The organism is Acinetobacter sp. 1294243 (assembly GCF_000588015.1).
Classification (GTDB): Bacteria; Pseudomonadota; Gammaproteobacteria; order Pseudomonadales; family Moraxellaceae; genus Acinetobacter; species Acinetobacter pittii.
This window is the reverse complement of sequence record NZ_JFXG01000012.1, coordinates 88,042-107,400: the sequence shown is the minus strand read 5'-3', so window position 1 is coordinate 107,400 and position 19,359 is coordinate 88,042. Positions and strand designations below refer to the sequence as shown.

The 19,359-nt window shown below is 39.3% G+C and carries 23 protein-coding genes, 5 tRNA genes, 1 pseudogene and 1 riboswitch; of the genes and pseudogenes, 17 read left to right on the top strand and 12 right to left on the bottom strand.

Going from position 1 to position 19,359, the window contains the following annotated elements; all coding sequences use genetic code 11:
- The first annotated feature begins 4 nt into the window (after positions 1-4).
- From ispE to panD, 10 genes are all read left to right on the top strand, one after another.
- Positions 5-838 (top strand): 4-(cytidine 5'-diphospho)-2-C-methyl-D-erythritol kinase, encoded by an 834-nt coding sequence (gene ispE / locus J655_RS18510; protein WP_032005742.1) that lies wholly within the window; start codon positions 5-7, stop codon positions 836-838.
- Positions 837-911 (top strand) — tRNA-Gln (locus tag J655_RS0104675). Before ispE ends, J655_RS0104675 begins: the two co-directional genes overlap by 2 nt.
- Positions 912-937: 26 nt before the next feature.
- A tRNA-Gln gene (locus J655_RS18505) sits at positions 938-1,012 on the top strand.
- Between the two features lie 20 nt (positions 1,013-1,032).
- A tRNA-Gln gene (locus J655_RS18500) sits at positions 1,033-1,107 on the top strand.
- A 91-nt stretch (positions 1,108-1,198) separates the two neighbouring features.
- Positions 1,199-1,273 (top strand) — tRNA-Gln (locus tag J655_RS18495).
- 91 nt (positions 1,274-1,364) lie between these two features.
- Positions 1,365-1,439 (top strand) — tRNA-Gln (locus J655_RS18490).
- Positions 1,440-1,475: 36 nt separating this feature from the next.
- Complete coding sequence (locus J655_RS18485; RefSeq protein ID WP_002120445.1) at positions 1,476-2,426, top strand: ribose-phosphate pyrophosphokinase; 951 nt, start codon at positions 1,476-1,478, stop codon at positions 2,424-2,426.
- 96 nt (positions 2,427-2,522) lie between these two features.
- A complete protein-coding gene (gene rplY / locus J655_RS18480; protein ID WP_002120443.1) occupies positions 2,523-2,819 on the top strand; it encodes a 50S ribosomal protein L25 in 297 nt (98 codons plus the stop codon).
- A 20-nt stretch (positions 2,820-2,839) separates the two neighbouring features.
- Positions 2,840-3,421, top strand: coding sequence for an aminoacyl-tRNA hydrolase (gene pth / locus J655_RS18475; RefSeq protein ID WP_002120328.1), 582 nt, complete (start codon positions 2,840-2,842; stop codon positions 3,419-3,421).
- Positions 3,422-3,552: 131 nt separating this feature from the next.
- Positions 3,553-3,933: an aspartate 1-decarboxylase gene (gene panD / locus J655_RS18470; RefSeq protein ID WP_002120296.1), complete on the top strand. Its 381-nt coding sequence runs from the start codon at positions 3,553-3,555 to the stop codon at positions 3,931-3,933.
- 45 nt (positions 3,934-3,978) lie between these two features.
- On the opposite strand, the gene J655_RS18465 is transcribed toward panD, so the two are convergent.
- Together J655_RS18465 and J655_RS18460 are read right to left on the bottom strand one after the other, a co-directional pair.
- On the bottom strand, positions 3,979-4,539 hold the full coding sequence (locus J655_RS18465; RefSeq protein WP_005803211.1) for a GDYXXLXY domain-containing protein: 561 nt from the start codon (positions 4,537-4,539) through the stop codon (positions 3,979-3,981).
- On the bottom strand, positions 4,536-6,320 hold the full coding sequence (locus J655_RS18460) for a DUF2157 domain-containing protein (RefSeq protein WP_032006744.1): 1,785 nt from the start codon (positions 6,318-6,320) through the stop codon (positions 4,536-4,538). The genes J655_RS18465 and J655_RS18460 overlap by 4 nt, the downstream gene beginning before the upstream one ends.
- 176 nt (positions 6,321-6,496) lie before the next feature.
- A riboswitch (FMN riboswitch) is annotated at positions 6,497-6,647 on the top strand.
- Between the two features lie 90 nt (positions 6,648-6,737).
- Between J655_RS18460 and ribB the strand changes: the two genes are divergently transcribed.
- Positions 6,738-7,397: a 3,4-dihydroxy-2-butanone-4-phosphate synthase gene (gene ribB / locus J655_RS18455; RefSeq protein ID WP_032006742.1), complete on the top strand. Its 660-nt coding sequence runs from the start codon at positions 6,738-6,740 to the stop codon at positions 7,395-7,397.
- Positions 7,398-7,455: 58 nt separating this feature from the next.
- On the opposite strand, the gene J655_RS18450 is transcribed toward ribB, so the two are convergent.
- Positions 7,456-8,130 (bottom strand): HAD-IA family hydrolase, encoded by a 675-nt coding sequence (locus tag J655_RS18450; RefSeq protein WP_014205944.1) that lies wholly within the window; start codon positions 8,128-8,130, stop codon positions 7,456-7,458.
- Positions 8,131-8,227: 97 nt separating this feature from the next.
- Between J655_RS18450 and J655_RS0104670 the strand changes: the two are divergent.
- Positions 8,228-8,994: pseudogene (locus J655_RS0104670) on the top strand (hydroxymethylpyrimidine/phosphomethylpyrimidine kinase).
- A gap of 45 nt (positions 8,995-9,039) precedes the next feature.
- On the opposite strand, the gene lysM reads toward J655_RS0104670, so the two are convergent.
- The 6 genes from lysM to J655_RS18420 form a co-directional block, all read right to left on the bottom strand.
- Entirely contained in the window at positions 9,040-9,513 is a 474-nt protein-coding gene (lysM, locus tag J655_RS18445; protein ID WP_002120434.1) for a peptidoglycan-binding protein LysM, read from the bottom strand.
- A gap of 186 nt (positions 9,514-9,699) precedes the next feature.
- A complete protein-coding gene (gene acpP / locus J655_RS18440; RefSeq protein WP_001279871.1) occupies positions 9,700-9,936 on the bottom strand; it encodes an acyl carrier protein in 237 nt (78 codons plus the stop codon).
- A gap of 84 nt (positions 9,937-10,020) precedes the next feature.
- The gene (gene fabG, locus J655_RS18435) at positions 10,021-10,755 is read right to left on the bottom strand and encodes a 3-oxoacyl-ACP reductase FabG (protein WP_002120395.1); all 735 of its coding nucleotides are present in this window, start codon (positions 10,753-10,755) and stop codon (positions 10,021-10,023) included.
- Complete coding sequence (gene fabD, locus J655_RS18430; protein ID WP_032052755.1) at positions 10,752-11,738, bottom strand: ACP S-malonyltransferase; 987 nt, start codon at positions 11,736-11,738, stop codon at positions 10,752-10,754. The genes fabG and fabD overlap by 4 nt, the downstream gene beginning before the upstream one ends.
- Before the next feature lie 151 nt (positions 11,739-11,889).
- Positions 11,890-12,075: a 50S ribosomal protein L32 gene (rpmF, locus tag J655_RS18425; protein ID WP_000290730.1), complete on the bottom strand. Its 186-nt coding sequence runs from the start codon at positions 12,073-12,075 to the stop codon at positions 11,890-11,892.
- A gap of 74 nt (positions 12,076-12,149) precedes the next feature.
- Entirely contained in the window at positions 12,150-12,710 is a 561-nt protein-coding gene (locus J655_RS18420; RefSeq protein ID WP_005803225.1) for a YceD family protein, read from the bottom strand.
- 96 nt (positions 12,711-12,806) lie between these two features.
- Between J655_RS18420 and J655_RS18415 the strand changes: the two genes are divergently transcribed.
- From J655_RS18415 to rluB, 5 genes are all read left to right on the top strand, one after another.
- Complete coding sequence (locus J655_RS18415; RefSeq protein WP_005803226.1) at positions 12,807-13,469, top strand: elongation factor P hydroxylase; 663 nt, start codon at positions 12,807-12,809, stop codon at positions 13,467-13,469.
- 90 nt (positions 13,470-13,559) lie between these two features.
- Entirely contained in the window at positions 13,560-14,177 is a 618-nt protein-coding gene (locus tag J655_RS18410) for an L-threonylcarbamoyladenylate synthase (RefSeq protein ID WP_002120255.1), read from the top strand.
- Between the two features lie 223 nt (positions 14,178-14,400).
- Positions 14,401-15,192 carry a segregation and condensation protein A gene (locus tag J655_RS18405; RefSeq protein ID WP_005803227.1) on the top strand — a complete coding sequence of 264 codons (792 nt, stop codon included), beginning with the start codon at positions 14,401-14,403 and terminating at the stop codon, positions 15,190-15,192.
- Complete coding sequence (gene scpB, locus J655_RS18400) at positions 15,189-15,785, top strand: SMC-Scp complex subunit ScpB (protein ID WP_002120355.1); 597 nt, start codon at positions 15,189-15,191, stop codon at positions 15,783-15,785. Before J655_RS18405 ends, scpB begins: the two co-directional genes overlap by 4 nt.
- A 41-nt stretch (positions 15,786-15,826) precedes the next feature.
- Entirely contained in the window at positions 15,827-16,750 is a 924-nt protein-coding gene (gene rluB, locus J655_RS18395) for a 23S rRNA pseudouridine(2605) synthase RluB (RefSeq protein WP_002120431.1), read from the top strand.
- Between the two features lie 59 nt (positions 16,751-16,809).
- Here rluB and bioD read toward each other — a convergent pair whose 3' ends face one another.
- The 3 genes from bioD to J655_RS18380 are packed head-to-tail and all read right to left on the bottom strand — an operon-like array spanning position 16,810 to position 19,358.
- Complete coding sequence (gene bioD / locus J655_RS18390; protein WP_005803230.1) at positions 16,810-17,454, bottom strand: dethiobiotin synthase; 645 nt, start codon at positions 17,452-17,454, stop codon at positions 16,810-16,812.
- A complete protein-coding gene (bioC, locus tag J655_RS18385) occupies positions 17,455-18,204 on the bottom strand; it encodes a malonyl-ACP O-methyltransferase BioC (RefSeq protein WP_005803231.1) in 750 nt (249 codons plus the stop codon). It lies immediately after the preceding gene.
- Entirely contained in the window at positions 18,201-19,358 is a 1,158-nt protein-coding gene (locus J655_RS18380) for an 8-amino-7-oxononanoate synthase (RefSeq protein WP_005803232.1), read from the bottom strand. Before J655_RS18380 ends, bioC begins: the two co-directional genes overlap by 4 nt.
- Position 19,359: the final 1 nt, after the last annotated feature.

Here is a 19,359-nt window from a genome sequence, read left to right as displayed (position 1 = left end):
ATCTATGATTCGAGTTCCTTCCCCTGCTAAGCTCAACCTGTTTTTACATATTACAGGCCGACGTGAGAATGGTTACCATGAGCTACAAACCATTTTCCAACTGATTGATTTATATGATTGGATGACATTTACACCGACTTTGGGCGAAGAAATCAAAATCGATGGGTTAAGTGAAGTTCGTGCTGAAGAAAACTTGATTTATCGGGCAGCTCAAATACTAAAACCACATGCGAAAAAATTTTGTGGCTTTCACATCAAAATTGAAAAAAAAATTCCAATGGGTGCAGGTCTAGGTGGCGGTTCATCTAATGCCGCCACAACGCTTATTGTGTTAAATCAATTATGGGAATGTGGCCTAAAGCAAGAACAACTTGCGGACTACGGTGTAAAGCTCGGTGCTGATGTTCCAATTTTTATTTATGGTAAAAATGCATGGGCTGAAGGCATCGGTGAACATTTATCATTCATAGACTTAGATCAAAAACAGTTCATTATTTTAAAACCTGATTGTTTTATCAGCACTCAATTGCTTTTTTCACAAAAAACATTGACAAGAGACTCTAAGACCACTAAATTTTGCGCCTATCAGTTAGAACCTTCTAATTTTGGAAATAACTTTGAGCCACTGGCTCGGCAGTTATACCCTGAAGTAGAAGAAGCAATGCAATATTTAGATCAATTTGGTCAAGCAAAGCTTACAGGTACAGGTGCTTGTGTTTTTATTGAAGTAACGAATGAAATGAATATTGATGAAATTCTTAAGTATTCACCATGTAAATCTTACTTGGTAAATAGTTTAAATGAATCTCCTCTTAATCATTTTAAGGTTACACGTTAGGGGCGTCGCCAAGTGGTAAGGCACCGGGTTTTGATCTCGGCATCCGTTGGTTCGAATCCAGCCGCCCCTGCCAACCTCACCTGTAATGATGACTATATTAGGGGCGTCGCCAAGTGGTAAGGCACCGGGTTTTGATCTCGGCATCCGTTGGTTCGAATCCAGCCGCCCCTGCCATCATATATATCATCGAATTTAGGGGCGTCGCCAAGTGGTAAGGCACCGGGTTTTGATCTCGGCATCCGTTGGTTCGAATCCAGCCGCCCCTGCCATTCTCTTATTTTAAAGACAGACTTAATTGCTATGCTTTTTGTTGATTAATCTTGACATTGCATTGCAAAAATATTAAAGTTCTGCCGCATTAGGGGCGTCGCCAAGTGGTAAGGCACCGGGTTTTGATCTCGGCATCCGTTGGTTCGAATCCAGCCGCCCCTGCCATTCTCTTATTTTAAAGACAGACTTAATTGCTATGCTTTTTGTTGATTAATCTTGACATTGCATTGCAAAAATATTAAAGTTCTGCCGCATTAGGGGCGTCGCCAAGTGGTAAGGCACCGGGTTTTGATCTCGGCATCCGTTGGTTCGAATCCAGCCGCCCCTGCCATCTATTTCATTACATACCAACCGCCAAGGGTGCTTCATGCCCAATCTTGTCGTTTTTAGTGGAAATGCTCATCCACAGTTCGCTCAAAAAGTCGTAAGTCACTTACATATCCCTCTAGGTGCTGCATCAGTCGGTCACTTTTCTGATGGAGAAATTTCAGTAGAAATTACTGAAAATGTTCGTGGTAAAGACGTATTTATCGTTCAGCCTACTTGTGCCCCTACCAATGATAACCTTATGGAAATCTTGGTTATGGCAGATGCTTTGCGTCGTGCAAGTGCTGGTCGTATTACCGCTGTTATCCCTTATTTTGGTTATGCTCGCCAAGACCGTCGTCCACGTTCTGCACGTGTGCCGATTACAGCTAAAGTTGTCGCAGACATGCTTACCACTGTTGGTATTGACCGTGTCGTGATGATCGACTTACATGCTGACCAAATTCAAGGTTTCTTCGATATTCCAGTCGACAACATCTACGGTACTCCTGCTTTGCTTGCTGACTTACGTCAACAACAACATGACAACCTTATGGTGGTTTCTCCTGACGTTGGTGGTGTAGTACGTGCTCGTGCTGTTGCCAAACAGATGGGTGACATCGATTTAGCAATTATTGATAAACGTCGTCAAAAAGCCAACGAGTCGCAAGTTATGCACTTAATTGGTGACGTAAAAGATCGTGATTGCGTTATCGTAGACGATATGGTCGATACTGCTGGTACATTGTGTAAAGCAGCTGATGCGCTTAAGCAATTTGGTGCACGTCGTGTAGTTGCATACGCAACTCACCCTGTACTATCAGGTAAGGCTATTGAAAACTTACGTAATTCAGTTATTGATGAACTGGTTGTAACTGATACCATTCCTCTTTCTGAAGAAGCATTGACCTTAGGCAAGATCCGTCAGGTTTCTGTTGCTAGCATGGTTGCTGAAACGATTCGTCGTATTAATAACGAAGAGTCTATCAGTGCAATGTTCGATAGTTTATAATATTGCAGCTTTTTATAAACCCTAGCCTTGGCTGGGGTTTTCTATCACTAAACTGGTCGCAAGTTTAGTCTTTTAAACTTTAATGAGGATTTACTCATGGCAAACTTCGTATTAAACGCTCAAGCGCGTGCTGAAGACAAACAAGGGAAAGGTGCGAGCCGCCGCCTTCGTCGCGAAGCTTTAATTCCAGCTATCATTTATGGTGGCAACGCTGAGCCTGTAACTGTTACTTTAGAACTTCGTGAGCTTGTAAAAGCTTTAGAAAGCAATGCTTTCTTTGAAGAAGTTGTAGAAATCAAAGTGGGCGACAAAGTTGAAAACGTTAAAATCCAAGCGTTACAACGTCACCCATCTAAAAACACTCCTATGCACGCTGACTTCAAACGCGCATAAGTGTTTAAAGGCGTAGATTAGTGTCAAATATTTCGCTAATTGTTGGTTTGGGCAATCCTGGTTCAGAATATGCCCAAACCCGCCATAATGCAGGTTTTTGGTTCATTGAACAGCTTGCAGACAAATATGGCATTACATTAAAAAATGATCCGAAATTTCACGGAATCAGTGGACGTGGTAATATAGAAGGACACGATGTCCGTCTACTTCTACCCACTACATTTATGAACCGTTCTGGACAAAGTGTAGTTCCATTTGCAAAATTTTATCAAATTGCTCCCGAAGCAATTTTGATTGCTCATGATGAACTTGATATGAACCCAGGTGTAATTCGTCTTAAAACAGGCGGTGGACACGGTGGTCATAACGGTTTACGTGACATTGTCCCTCATATTGGTCCAAATTTTCACCGTTTACGTATTGGTATCGGACATCCTGGCTCGAAAGAGAAAGTTTCAGGTCACGTACTTGGAAAAGCACCAAGTAGTGAACAAAGTCTGATGGATGCAGCAATTGATCATGCCCTTTCTAAAGTGAAGCTACTTGTTCAAGGACAAGTTCCACAGGCCATGAATCAAATTAATGCATATAAACCCACTTAAATTGTTGAACAATCATGCTTGCTATCTTGCTTTTTTAGGAGCAAAATGCGCATCAGCCACTTTGCCAACCGCAAAAGCTAAAGATTTCACCATAAGATCTACATCTTAGGTCTACTCAGGAGACGCTAGCCATGCTATCTCGTTTATTAAAATGCAAAATTCACCGTGCAGTTGTAACCCATGCTGAACTTCACTATGAAGGTTCTTGTGCAATTGATGGCGTATTGATGGACTTAGCTGGTATTCGTGAATATGAAGAAATTCATGTTTGGAATGTAACCAATGGCAAACGCTTCACAACTTATGCGATTCGTGGTGAAGATAACTCTGGAATTATTTCAGTAAACGGCGGTGCTGCACATCAAGCAGACGTTGGCGATTTAGTAATTATTGCTACATTTGGTGATTTTACTGAAGCTGAAGCAAATATTCATAAACCACGTTTGGTATATGCTAATCCAAATAATACAGTCAACCACACAGCAAATTGCATTCCTGTTCAAGTTGCCTAATTTATTTTAAGAATAAAAAGCCCGCATTGACGGGCTTTTATTATTTTATAAATCCTTAATAGTTCCTTCCCACCAGTTCTTTTGTTTTTCACAATTTAATGGTTGAAGCTGCTCTCCTCGTAATTCGAACAATATCGCCTCTCCTTCAGGATTTACCTTAAATTCAGCATATTTGGCTTTTTCATAACATTGAGCCAAGCCTTCTGCAAACAAGAAACTGCGAGAGGCAGGATATAAAGCCTGCAAACGATTTTCAGGATTTTTTAAAATTAACCTCTGCCCAGCAAATGAATTATTGATATCTAAAATGGTACGAACTACGCGATTTTGTGAATCCAAAATAACTTTTGCGGGAACGGAAGAGCGATTAAAAATCACCTGTTCCAGAGCCTCACCTTCACTTCCTGCAAGAGCTTTAAGAGATTGTAAATGTAATTCATAAGCCAGTGCCATATAGTCACCTTGTAAAATTGAACGAGGATCAACTGGTTTAAGCTCAATAAAAATACTTTTACTATGGTGCAAATGCCATTCGTTTTTCGCCACTAAGCCTGCAAAAAATAATAGCGCAATAAAGGCAAGAATAAGAGAAAAATACTTTTTCATTCTTTCTCTCCTTTAACAAGATCATTTTTATTTTCACGTTGAAGTAACCAAGACAGAGCCAACAAAACAATACCCGAAATAAAAATAGATGCACTCTTAGCTAGAAAAGTTATTTGTAGGTTGTAATAGAGCTGCCAGAACACAAAAACGAATACTGTTAAGCTCACTCCATACACAATATAATCTTTCTTTTTTAATGCCCACGTTAAAATAATAAGCAGGATGAAAATTTCAAAATATCCCAACACAATAAGTAACACACCAAATATTAAAAAGGCGCAAAAAGTGAGTGTATTAAGTTGTCGATATAAATGAAGAACACTAAAGCAAAGTAACCAGATAGCAGGTAGCAAATATAAAACCCATACCTGCTGATCTATCGAATTTTCTGGTACCACCCCCATAAAAGTATCGAAAAAAGAAGCTACAAGAATTACGACCAGCACGCATAAAAAAATACTACGCTCATATAGAGCTATTGATTTCTTCTTAGGTAAGAGTACCAAACTAAAAACCAAGTAACTGAGCAAAGTTAAATTTAAATAAGTCTGAGTAGAATGTATCGACCACAATGAATGGTCCAGTTGTAACAAATAGATAAAAGCTATGCCATACGTAGCAAGCATTTGAATTAAAATGAAGAACCAATGTGGTTTAAGAAAACAACTGATACATAGAATAAAAATCTGTGCAATTAAAACCCATAGAATTTGATCTGTTTCTGAACCAAGATGAAATAAGAAAGCGGTCTGCCCACTGATAAACAAACAATAGGCAAATTGCCGAAAGAAATAGCTTTGTGATTTCTTTAAAAGAATAAACGCCAATCCAACAAAAACAACTCCAATAACTAAAGAAATAGCTTCCCAAAACACCAGCGTAAAAGCTGCAAGTGCCAAGCCAGCAAGCCAAGCACCAATTGCCAATGGAATGATATAAAAGCGGCTTTGACGAAAAATTTTTATTAAAAGATAGCTAATCAGCGCAAACCAAATAAAAATAATGCCTGCAATCAATAAAAATATGAACTCATTAGAGTCTTTAAATAGGTTATTAATCCCATCTACAAGCCATATGGTTGCGGTCACGCCCAGAACAGCAGCCATTAAACTGGCACATAACTGATCGTCTTTTTTGAAGAAATAATAAAAAGCGATTATTCCTGAAAAGAAGGCAGAAATTAGATAAGGAATATTCTCATTCGATAAATATTGAATCATTCCAATAATCGAAATAACGGCGAACCAAGCGATAAAGACAAACCTTAAAGCACGATATTTCTTTATACATACCCAAAACTCAATAAGGCTTAATAGATTTAGAGCGATTAAATATAAATAAGGAAACTTTTCAGACCAGAAAGTCTGTTTAAAAAATAAAAAAAGTGTAAGTTGGCTGGTAATACAAATTAAAGCAAAGATTCCAATATTCGGCCGATATAACCACGGCAATAAAAGCAATGTCCAAATTAAAAAAAGCAAATAACTGTCTGCACCAGTTTGATAAACCTGTCCAATTACAGCCAAGCTTAAACCTATCATCAAACCACAAACGCTATGTAAGGTCTGCCTAACCCCATCACTTAATGTATCTTTTATGCTGAACCAAGCTGTAACAACTAATATAACGGGCGGGATCGCGAGTTGAATACTGTTTGGAAGCATAAACCAGTTGGCAGCAATTAAATAAAGGATACTTACTGCCATAAATACATAACTGAAAATATGGAGATGCTGAATAAATGAGCTATTGGTTAGAGGATAATAGTCTCTTATCTGCATGAAACACCTATTTTATTTATAATTTTCTATAAAAAACATAGCATTCCATTTTCATATCAACAAGTAAGCTCTTGTTAAAAAGCCTATTTCGATTTATGAAAATGCTTATTCATAAAGAAACTTAGCATTCTATAAAAGCATCTAGCCAATTTTATCAAGCGCGCTATAATAAAACCCATCGCTTCAGGGCGGGGTGTAATTCCCCACCGGTGGTAGAGTTAATTTTTATAAATAGATTAACAAGCCCACGAGCTTAAATTGTGTAATTTGAGCAGATTTGGTGAAACTCCAAAGCCGACGGTATAGTCCGGATGAAAGAAGACGACGAACTGGGATAAATCCGTTTTATTTCAGTGCCAGCCTGTTTTTACATCAGTCCTGAAATGTTCAACCGTATTTTTACGAGAGCGTTTCATTATGTCTAGCTTAATTCAACCAGAACTTTTTTTCTCAGCCCTCTCTCCTGCTGAGCAACGCATTCAACAAGCATTAGAAGATATCCGTCAAGGCAAGCCTGTCTTGGTTATGGACGACTTTGATCGCGAAAATGAAGCAGATTTAATTGTTGCAGCCGAAACTTTAACGGTAGAAACAATGGCACGTATGATTCGTGATGGTTCAGGGATTGTATGTTTATGCCTTACAGAAGAGCTAGCAGACCATCTAGAACTACCACCAATGGTTTCTCAAAACTCGAGCCAGTTTCATACCGCTTTTACAGTGACCATTGAGGCAGCTCAAGGCGTTACCACTGGTGTTTCTGCTAAAGACCGTGTAACAACTATTCAAACTGCTATTAAAGATGGCGCTGTTGCAAGTGACTTAAATCGTCCGGGTCACGTTTTCCCATTACGTGCACGTAATGGTGGAGTCCTTACTCGTCGAGGTCATACCGAGGGAACAATTGATCTAGCAAGACTAGCTGGGCTTAAACCCGCTGGCGTATTATGTGAATTAACCAATCCAGATGGCACGATGGCGTCGGGCATTCAAGTTTTAGCATATGCTCATACTCATCACTTAACGGTGATTACGATTGAAGAACTTGTTCAATACCGCCAGCAACACGGTATTTAAATAAAAAAGGTTTGGCTTTAGATCAAAGCCAAACCTTCAAATTAAAACTTACGTATATTTAAGAAACTTTCTTTTGTGTTGCCAGTTCTTCAACATAGTCCAAAAGCTCAGAAAATTGCTTAATCATTGCTTTTGGCTGTGCTTGAGCAAGTTCCTCTGCTGTTCCGTAACCATACGTCACCGCTACCGCCTCAATACCATTATGACGAGCACCCAAAATGTCATATTGACGGTCACCGACCATTAAACACTCTTCTGGGTTTAATTGCTCATGCTCAAGAATATAATGGATAAGATCAGCTTTATTTGTGCGCTCACCCGTTAACTCACTCCCATAGATATGTACAAAGTATTGACTTAATTCAAAATGGTCCAAGATACGTTTTGCATAAATCGTTGGTTTAGCAGTTGCGACAAATAAACGATATCCTTCTTTTTTTAAAGCGCTAAGCGTTTTGGCAACAGATGGATACACTTCATTTTCGAACAGGCCAACCACCGAAAAACGCTCGCGATAAGCAAGTAAAGCTTGTTCAGCTAAAGCATCATCTTGAGTAGCTAATAATTTTGCGAGTGATGGCTTTAATGGTGGGCCAATTGTCCAATCAATATCTAAATCAGCAGCCAATGGATAGCCTAATTTCTCCATTGCATAGCGAATTGAAGTATGGATTCCAACTTTTGGGTCTGTTAAGGTTCCATCCAAATCAATCAAAATATGTTTTATAGCCATTCAATCATTAACCCAGTAAAGTATTTAATTCAATTGGTCGAGAGTTTAATCAAACTCTCTTATACTAACGTAAATTTAAATTGAAAAGGAAATAACCGTGCGTCCAACCGTACTTTGTTTCTCGGGTTTAGACCCTTCAGGGGGTGAAGTTTAAAAGCCGATATCGAAGCAATTGGACAAAGTGGTGCCCATGCAGCAATTGCATGTACTGCCCTCACCATTCAGAACTCACAACAAGTATTTGGCTTCGAAGCAACCTCAAAAGAACTCTTATTAGCACAAGCAAATGCAGTTGTAGGTGACTTACCCATTAAATGTGTTAAGTCAGGCATGCTTGGCACGACAGATAATATTGCGGCACTAGCTGAATTTTTACGTGCTCATCCTGACTATCAATATGTACTTGATCCTGTTTTAGTCGCAAACAGTGGCGGCTCTTTAGGTGATCAGGCAACTCTCGTTAAAGCGTTCGTTGAACTTATTCCTCTAGCCACAATTATTACTCCAAATACCGTTGAATTACGTGCTCTAACAGGTATTACTGATTTAGATCAAGCCACTCAAAAGTTTTTTGAAATGGGTGCTAAAGCTGTTCTAGTGAAAGGTGGACATGAAGATACACCAGATCATATTAAAAATAGTTTATACATAAATGGTGAACTAGCAGCGAGTAGTAGCTGTCCTCGCCTTGAAGGTGAATATCACGGCTCAGGTTGTTCTTTAGCTAGCTTTATCGCTGGCCGTTTAGCTTTAGGTGATTCTTTAAAAATTGCAGTACAGCATGCTGAAACATGGTTATTCGGTGTTTTAAAAAATGCAGACACCCCTGTACCAAACGGACAAAAGATTCCAAAGCGTTTTTAAAAGCACAAAAAAGGCGCTTAAAGCGCCTTTTTTTATTAACCTCGATTATTGAGGAATACGTAAAACTTGCCCCGGGAAAATCTCATCAGGATCTTTTAACATTGGTTTATTTGCTTCAAAGATTTTTGGATATTGATTTGCATCACCGTAAACTTCTTTCGCAATTTTTGAAAGGTTATCACCAGATTTCACTGTATAAAATTTACTTTCTGGTTCAGGAGTTGCCACTGTCATCTGGTCATCTACTTGAGCCACATGATCAATGTTTCCAACAATAAGAATAATTTTCTCTTTATCTGCTTGGCTTTTTACCTGCCCTTTAATAATTGCAGTATCAGTAGTACCGTTATAGGTTACAGATAAGCCTTCTACCCCTAAGCCCAAACTTTTAATTAAACCTAATAATTTATTTGCAACTTCTTGTGCAGAAGGTTCTGCTGGTGTTGCTGGAGCTGGTTGTGGTTCTGCTGGTGCGGTATTTTTCTTACCAATACCTTTTACAAAATCAAAAAGACCCATCTTTTAGTCCTCATATTATTGTTTATAGTAAAGTCATTAAACTGACCTTTATTGTTATACTTCAAAAAAGTTATACCTCTGCTATCAATTGAGGTTGATCTTGTAAAAATATGTATCTCTTAAATTTTTTCTAAAATAAAAAAAGCCACCTTACGGTGGCCTTCTTTTTATTCAGCAATATGCGAATTAACCAAGTTTTTTAGTTACATAGTCAATTGCAGATTGAACTGTAGTGATTTCGTTAGAATCTTCATCAGGGATAGTGATGTCGAAGTCATTTTCGAAAGACATAACAAGTTCAACTAAATCTAAAGAGTCAGCACCTAAGTCATCCATAAAAGATGCTTCGTTTTTAATCTCTTCAGCTTTAAGACCAAGTTGTTCTGCAACCGCTTGTTTAACGCGTTGTTCGATATCGCTCACAGGAATTCTCCTCATTGCTTGTGGCGTTTAATTTGCCACTAGTTTAATTGAATATAAAAATTTTTAAAAGTTTATACATCGGCGTTAGGCCATGTATAAACCACCATTTACATGTAATACCGTACCGGTAATGTAACCTGCTTTATCACTTGCAAGGAAACTCACCGCATTTGCGATATCTTGTGGCTCACCTAAGCGATTTAAAGCCACTTGATCACTCATTTTTTTGCGAATGTCTTCACTAAGTGCATCTGTCATTTCTGTTGCAATAAAGCCTGGCGCCACACTGTTTACAGTAATTTGGCGGCTACCCATCTCTTTTGCAAGGCTACGGCTGAATGCTTCAATACCTGCTTTAGCAGCAGAATAGTTCGCTTGGCCTGGGTTTGCAAAATGAGCTACAACAGAACTGATATTAATAATTCGACCAAAACGCGCCTTCGTCATACCCTTAAGCACACGTTTAGATAAACGATAAACTGCTTTAAGGTGAATGTTGAGAATGTCATCCCAATCATCTTCAGACATACGAAGCAACAAATTGTCTTTCGTAATACCTGCATTGTTAACTAGAACAAGTACAGGACCATAGTTCTGTTCAATATGAGAAACGACTGCTTCAATCTCATCGAGATTACGCACGTCGAGCGCCAAACCTGCACCTTGTTCACCAAAGCTATCACTTAACTTTTGTGCACCAGATTCAGAAGTCGCAGTACCTACAACAAAATAACCGTCTTGAATAAGTTGCTGGGCAATGGCAGCGCCAATACCCCGACTCGCGCCCGTTACTAATGCAACTTTGCGTTCTTGTGTCATGCAATTTTTCCTTCTGCCACTAAAACAGCATTTAGGGCATCTTCCATTTTGCTCTTACTATCAATAGAAAAAGCTTTTTCAATATTTGGTAAACGCTTTGCGAGGTTACTCAATACTGTACCTGGACCACACTCAACAATGTATTGAATACCTTGGTCTTGTAGAGACTGCATGGTACGTGTCCATTGTACTGATTGGTACAATTGTGCAGTTAATGCCTGACGCAATTGAGCAACATCGTTAGCTATTCCCGCGTTGACATTTTGTATTACAGGAATGGTAGGTAGCTCAATGGCAGTTTGTTCCAAAGCTTCTGCAAATTTCTCAGCGGCAGGTTTCATCAACGAACAATGAGAAGGAACTGACACTGGTAAAGCAATTGCTTTAGCTGACTGCTCTTTTGCCAAAGCCATGACTTCTTGTACAGAAGCTGTACTTCCTGCAATCACAACTTGACCTTGTGAATTATAGTTTGCAGCTTCTACAGAACCTTCACCTGACGCACTCACGGTTTGACAAAGTTCAACCACTTTTTCATCAGCCAAACCAAGGATTGCAGCCATAGCCCCTTGACCCTGAGGTACAGCACTTTGCATGAGCTTGCCACGCAAGTTAACTAATTTAACTGCATCTGCCAAGCTCATAGAGCCTGCAGCTACCAATGCACTGTATTCACCTAGTGAATGTCCTGCAAGGTATTTAGGTGCCAGACCACCTAAATCAAGCCATACACGCCATAAAGCGATACTGGCAGTTAATAACACAGGTTGGGTATTTTCTGTTTGGTCGAGACCTTCGCCACTTTGCGCAATATGCCAAAGATCAACTCCAAGAGCATCTGAAGCTTCTGCAAAAGTTTGCCCGACCCCACTAAACTGTTCTGCTAGTTCAGCAAGCATACCGACTTTTTGTGAACCTTGACCAGGAAACACAAATGCAGTTTTTGTGGCTAAAGCTACTTGTTCAAGACGTTTAGCAGACATAAGAAATCCTTTTTTGGGTTTTCACTCATTTCTGGAGCGGAAATCTAACATGTTATTTATATATTTATAATTGCGAAAAACAACAAAAAAAGGGAGCTTTCGCTCCCATTTTTTCTATACTTAAGCATCACGCTTAATGCATATCATGCAATTATTCAGCATCAGCTGCTTTAGCGAATAATTGACGACCACGGTAGAAACCGTCTTTAGTCACGTGGTGACGACGATGAGTTTCACCAGTTGCTTGGTCTACTGTTAATGCATTCTCGGTTAAAGCGTCATGTGAACGGCGCATGTCACGGCGAGAGCGACTTTTACGGTTTTGCTGAACGGCCATGATGGCTCCTTACAAAGATCGAAAAAATGGATCAGAACAAATTCAGTTGTCTTATCTCACAATTATAACACAAATTATGAGTTAAGTTTACCCTTCAAACCTGCCAAAACATCAAACGGATTATCCCGTTTTTCTTCGACAACATTCTGAATGGTAGGTTGATGTTTATGTTCACAAGCATCATGCTTGGGAGATAAAGGCATCAACAATAACAGTTCATCTTCTAGTAATGCGAGTAAGTTAATCGAGGCAGGCGTATCATAATCGCCTTTCGTCGAAGACTCACTTTCACCTAAAACGATGAAATCAGCATCCTCATCCAAGCGCTCTATCAGTGACTCATCATCCACTAATGCAATATGGAAGTCTAAGACAAGAAGCATTTCAACAGGTTCCAAACAACGTTGGCACTCCATTGGAACTTTCGTGTCCATGTGACCGTCCATCCACACAATGCGATGATATGCATCCATTGATAGCTTACAGTCTATGTTGATCAATTGGTTATCAATTGATCCAACAGCTTCACGAGCGATACGAGCAAAGCGAGACAAGGGCAGTTGACCTGACCATGTAAAGCCTTGTTCAGCCCATTTAAACGGCTCAATCTGTGCCGGAAAGGTATTTGCTGACATAATTAAGGCGGCAATTCTACAAATTCATCGGTACTCTGTCAAAGATTAAGATACAATTTTGCACTTCTTTAGACAGAACTCGGGGTAAATTAAGCAATGCACCTGTTGCAGCCGCAACCTGAAGTTAACACTTCATTACTCGTTTGCACCCATTCAACTCATCAGAAAACCTTTGTACCTGACCTAGTGCAACTCTCACCATGGTCAAGCTCAAAATCGGAGTCTGAGCAAGTTGATTGGCTTATTTTACACTTTAATCACTGGTTTTCCCACCATAATGTGACATTAGTTCGTGGTGATTTTGAACCTGAATATTTTCCAGCGACAAATAAAGAACCAGCCAAGATCCAATTTGCTCACGGTTTCTTTAATAGTGCTTTGCATGAAATTAGTCACTGGTCTATTGCAGGTGAAAAAAGACGTCTATTACCAGATTTAGGTTATTGGTATGCACCTGATGGTCGCACCCAAGAACAGCAAAGTTTATTTGAACAAGTAGAAATTAAGCCACAAGCAATTGAATGGTTATTTGCGCAATCTTTTGGCCGAAAATTTAGAGTTTCACTCGATAACCTTACAGGTGATAGCGGTGATGGCAAACTATTTAAAGATAACGTTTATGCTCAAGTGCAACGTTACTTTTCGGGTGAAGCTAAGTTGCCACGTGATGCAGCAGCATTTATTGGTTTTATTTGCCAATGTACACGTTCGGGTACACCTTTACAATTAAATGAATTTAAACGTGAACTCCTTGATTAATTGACAAAAAAGCTACGTTAATTGCTTGCCTAGGCCATTTAAAAAGCCTAATAATTATTTTTAACACTGGCGTGATGGAGTCTCTAAAATATGATGCATTTACATGTACATCCTGAAAATCCACAGCAACGCCTCATTGCCCAAGCGGTTGAACGTATCCGAGCAGGAGATGTTGTGGTCTACCCTACCGATGCTGCCTATGCGATTGGGTGTCAAATCGGTAATAAAAATGCCATGGAACGTATTGCACAGATTCGTGGCTTAGGGCCTAAACATCAATATGCCATTATGTGCTGTGACTTATCTGATATTGCAACTTATGCAAAAGTTGATAATGCGACATATCGTTTATTGAAAGCGAATACACCAGCTATTACTACATTCATTTTACCTGCAACAAGTGAAGTTCCTCGTAGATTGATGCACCCTAAAAAGAAAACGATTGGTTTACGTATTCCAAGCAACCCGATTTGTCAGGCTTTATTACAAGAACTTGGTGAGCCGCTACTCACCAGTACATTAATTTTACCGGGTCAAGAAGACCCTCTAGATGACCCTTACGATATTGAAAATCAGTTAGATAAACGAATTGATGTATTTATTGACGGAGGTTTTGGTACCTTGACCAGTACAAGTATCGTTGATTTATCGGGCGAACATCCTGAAATTATCCGCCGTGGTGTTGGCGATGTAAGTGCTTTTGAATAAGCACTTACTTTTTTACCAATAGTTTAAAAAAAAGTATTATCACTCAAAAAAATACTCTTTATTTATTTTGGATTTTTTTTACACTTTAGTCGTTAAGTAATTTATTAAAAGACACAATTCATTTAGAATGATTTTCACTATCTGCTGTTCTTCTACTTACAGCTGTCTAGGACTTGAATAACAAGTCTCATGCTTTTGAAAATTCGCGTGGCTTATAATCGTAATGAATCAATCACTTCATCAATCCATGGAAGACGCTCCACACATCCGTGTTTTAGATGAGTGGCATGACAAAATTCCAGAAGATCTCTATATACCTCCAGCTGCATTTGAGATTTTGCTCGAGCGGTTTGAAGGTCCATTAGATTTTTTAATTTATCTGATTCAGAAAAACGGTTTCGATTTAATTCAACTCGATATTGCTCCTATAGCGACTCAATATTTGGCCTATATGGATAGCATGAAATCTTTAAATATCGAGTTGACAGCAGATTATATGGTGATGGCTGCTTTATTGGCTGACTTGAAGTCTCGCCTACTTCTACCAAAACCTACAATTATAAGTATTGAAAAAGATCCTAAGCAGGAGCTTATTGATCGTCTTGAAAGCTATCTACGCATTAAGCAAGCAGCTGAGCGTTTAGGTCAAATGCCAATTCTTGAGCGCGATACATTTAGTGCCAATGTAAGCTTAGGGCATATCTCTCCTGTTTATGAAGGTTACGATATCTCAGCGCTACATGATGCGTTGTTCTGTGTATTTAATCGCCCTGAACCTATTACCCATGTTGTCGCTCAAGAACCTGTTTTGCTCGAAGAACGTATTGCATATATTGAAGAGAAATTAGAGTCTGGTGATGTGTTAAGTTTTAAAGAATTACTCAATCCCCAGCAAGGTCGTATGGGAATGGTTGTTACTTTTATGGCAGTTTTAGAATTGACTCGCCAACAGAAAATTAAAATTATTGCCACTGGTATTGAAGCCCCGTTAGCAATTCAAGGATCTTCAATATGAGTAGTTTTGAACAAAATAATAGTGATTTGTCATTAGCTGACATACATCATGAAGTCTTATTACAACTTGAAGCAATTATCTTTGCCAGTGAAGCGCCTGTTTCAATTGCCCGCTTAAAAGAAGCATTTAACAATCAATATAATAAACAACAGCTTCGTCAGCTCTTGCAACAGCTCGCGCTATTACAACATGGTCGATCTATTGAGCTGATTGAAACAGCACAAGGGTTTCGCTTTCAGGTAAGATCTAAATATCGTAGTATTATTGCGCAAATTTGGCCAGAGCGACCAACAAAACTGTCGCCTTCATTACTAGAAACCCTGGCTGTCATTGCTTATCATCAACCGGTTACCCGAGCTGATATTGAACAAATTCGTGGTGTATCTAATAATAGTCAGATTCTTAGAACACTATTTGACTGGAACTGGATTAAAGAAGCCGGTTTTAGAGATTTACCCGGAAGACCTGCGTTGCTAATTACAACGCCTCAGTTTCTGAATGCTTTTGGTCTAGCCTCTCTAGGCCAATTGCCTCCCCTACAGAACGCCAAGGAAGCCTTTATGGCTCTCGATGCAAATGCACCGAAATCATAAAGAGGTGGACTGTTGATCATTATGTCTAAGGTTGTGCTGTCATGAGTGAAAAATTGCAAAAAGTATTAGCGCGAATCGGATTAGGTTCCCGCCGATATATGGAAGAGGTTATTGCCGCAGGACGCGTGAGTGTAAACGGTCGTGTTGCCCAAGTGGGTGAGCGCATTGAACCAGGCGATGAATTACGCATTGATGGCCGTAAAGTTCAGTTTCAGATTGAAGACGAAATTCGTCGTCGCGTACTGATTTATTATAAACCTGAGGGTGAAATCTGTTCACGTAATGATCCTGAAAAACGCCCAACCGTATTTGATCATTTACCACAAATTGCCAATGACCGCTGGGTAATGGTAGGTCGTCTGGATATTAACAGTACTGGTTTATTACTATTCACAAATGATGGTGAACTTGCTAACCGCTTAATGCACCCATCTAATGAAATCGAACGTGAATATGCTGTTCGAGTAATGGGTGAAGTAACGCCAAAACTACGCCAAAACATGGTCAACGGAGTAGAGCTCGAAGATGGCCCTGCCAAATTCGAATCATTCTCTGAAATTGGTGGTGAAGGTATTAACCGCTGGTACCAAGTTGTAGTAAAAGAAGGTCGTAACCGCGAAGTACGTCGTATTTTTGAATCGCAAGATCTTAAAGTAAGCCGTTTATTACGTACACGCTACGGCACAGTTATTTTACCGCGCGAATTACGTACTGGTCGTTGGATGGAACTCGACAAAACTGACATCGACAACTTAGCCAAATCGGTTGAGTTAAAACCACGTCAAGGTACAGGTTTATTTGGTATGGCAAAACGCCGTACTGATCGTATGACTGAAAAACCAATGGCAGCACGTCGTGGCGGATACTTACGTCAACAACGTCGTGATGATGAAAAAGAAGCTCCTGTTAACACAGGGAACCAACGTAAATCGACTGGTTTTAACCGCGGTTCGAAGAAATTCTAAGCTATTAAAAAGATGTAAAAACCGCTCAAATTTGAGCGGTTTTTTTATAGCCGTTTAACTTAATTCATTTTTGCCAGTTCAATCCATTCAGCTTCGGGAAAATGAATAGCTAAGTAATCTTTCAAATAATTTGAAGTATCTTGAGAAATTAATGGATCTTTTGATTCATCTTTTAGGTTATAAACCAAGGCATGCAACTTCAACCCACGAGACTTAAGCGCTTCAAGACTAAGCAAAGTATGGTTAATACTTCCTAAACGACCAGATGTTACTAAAATAACGGGAAACTGATGCTGAGCAACATAATCAATGGTCAGCAGACTGGTGGTTAATGGCACCATTAAGCCTCCAGCACCTTCCAACAATACGATTTCAAAACGCTCCGCCAATGTTTGGATCGCATCTTCAATTTTTTGAAAATCAATTTCTCGGTTATCAAGACGTGTTGCAAGATGAGGTGAAGCAGGATAACTGAAGATTTCAGGCATGGTTAGCTTGTCATGATCTTCTTGAAACCAGCCCTGTCCCATAATTTCACGATGCTTTTCAATATCCTCAGAAACATCAGCGTTACCTGTTTGAATGAGTTTTTGGGTAATCACTTTTTTACCCTGCTCAGTCCATAATTTTGCTAAGAAACCTGTCGCGTAGGTTTTACCAATTTCGGTATCAATCCCACTCACAAAATAGATCTGACCACTCATTTACTTCACTCTCCGGGCAATACAATAAATCGGATGATATGTTAGGGAATATCCCTCGACACACTTAAACCGATCATAATCTTGATAAAACTGTTGTAAAGTTTGCTTAGTCCAACGATGCTGAGCCGTTGCGGTTACACCTGTTGCTTTTAAATGTTGCAACACAGCTTTAGGTGAATCGAAATAGAGTTGAGTTTCTGATTCTGACAAATGCAAAATCTCAAAACCAGCCTGAGTTAAGGCACTACTCCAATTTTCAACTGACCAGTAACTTAAACCCTGTCCTGTTAATTCTTTAATCTCTAATAAGTTTTTATAGCCAAATGTTGAAAAGCATAACCAACCTCGCTCAGTTAAAGCCTCATTACAACGTTCGAGCAAATGCGGTAAATCTTGCATCCACTGTAAAGCTGAACCTGAAACAATCATATCCAGCTGCTGAGGGAAATCTAAAGTTTCAATATCCCCAATCAACCATTTTAAATTTTCTTGATGACTAAAGTGCTGCTGCACATCTGCATATAGATCATTCAAAATTAACTCTTCAAACTGAAAAGATGTAGCAAGAAGACGAGTTAAATTGCCAGAACCACAACCAATTTCAAAGACACACGACATCGTAGTCGGGCAGAACTGCTGAACTAAACCTGTTAAATTTTGGCAAATCTGTTTTTGAACAATTGCATGCTCTGAATAGCTTTGCCCTGCTTTGGCAAAACGCTGGGCAACTAAGTTTTTATTCAAACTCACAGAAAACTCACCAATTCTTCAAGCTCATGTTGCTGCACCATTGACGTTAAAGAAATACGCAAACGCGAACTGTTTTTAGGTACTGTTGGTGGACGCACAGGCATGGCATAAAAACCACTTGCCTGAACCTGCATCGCTTTATTGATAGCAGCCTGACTTTCTCCAACAATGACTGGAATAATATGGCTGGTGGATGGGCTATCGTAGCCCTTCTGTACAACAGCTTGTTGAAGATATTGGCTAATATTTTTTAAGTGTTCACGTTGAGATTGAGCGAGTAATACTTTCTGAAAAATAAAGTTTGCCCATGCCATAACAATCGGAGGCTGTGCAGTACTAAAAATAAGTGGGCGCATTTTATTAATGAGATAATCTTTAATAATTGGATCGCAAATAATGTAACCACCGACCGCCGCTAATGCTTTACCTAATGTACCAACCAGAAAATCAATTTCCTGAATCACATTATATTGTTCAGCACATCCTAAGCCTTGCTGACCACGAACGCCAATTGAATGCGCTTCATCAACATATAACATAGTTTTAGCAAACCGTTTTTTTAGCTGAACTAAAGCGGCTAAATCCGTCTCATCACCGTCCATACTAAAAATACTTTCTGTGACCACAATGATTCGTTCAATCTTGTCATCATCATGATATTTCTGGAGGAGTTGTTCCAAGTGTTGTAAATCGTTATGTCGATAACGCACATACTGAGCGCCAGATAAACGTATACCGTCAATCATACTGGCATGAACTAACTTATCCGCCAATATTAAAGTTTTACTATCAGCAAGAGCTGGCAAAATACCAATATTCATATGGTAGCCACTATTAAATAATAGTGCCGCGCGACCACCAAATGCTTGGCTTAGGCTATTTTCTAATTGTTCATATTCATCAAAATTGCCCGTTAATAGACGTGAAGATGATGAACTAAAATAGCTACGCTCGATTGGAAAGCTATCTAAAAACTCTTGACGAAGATTGATATCAGCAGCCAACCCAAGATAGTCATTTGAAGCTAAGTTGAGCATCGTTTTATTTTGAATCGTAATAAAACGTCCGTGCTGCACATTTTGGGTAAATTGTCTAAAGTTACCTTGTTGCTTTAACTCATCTAATTCGGCAGAAAAATGATCAAGCAATGACATC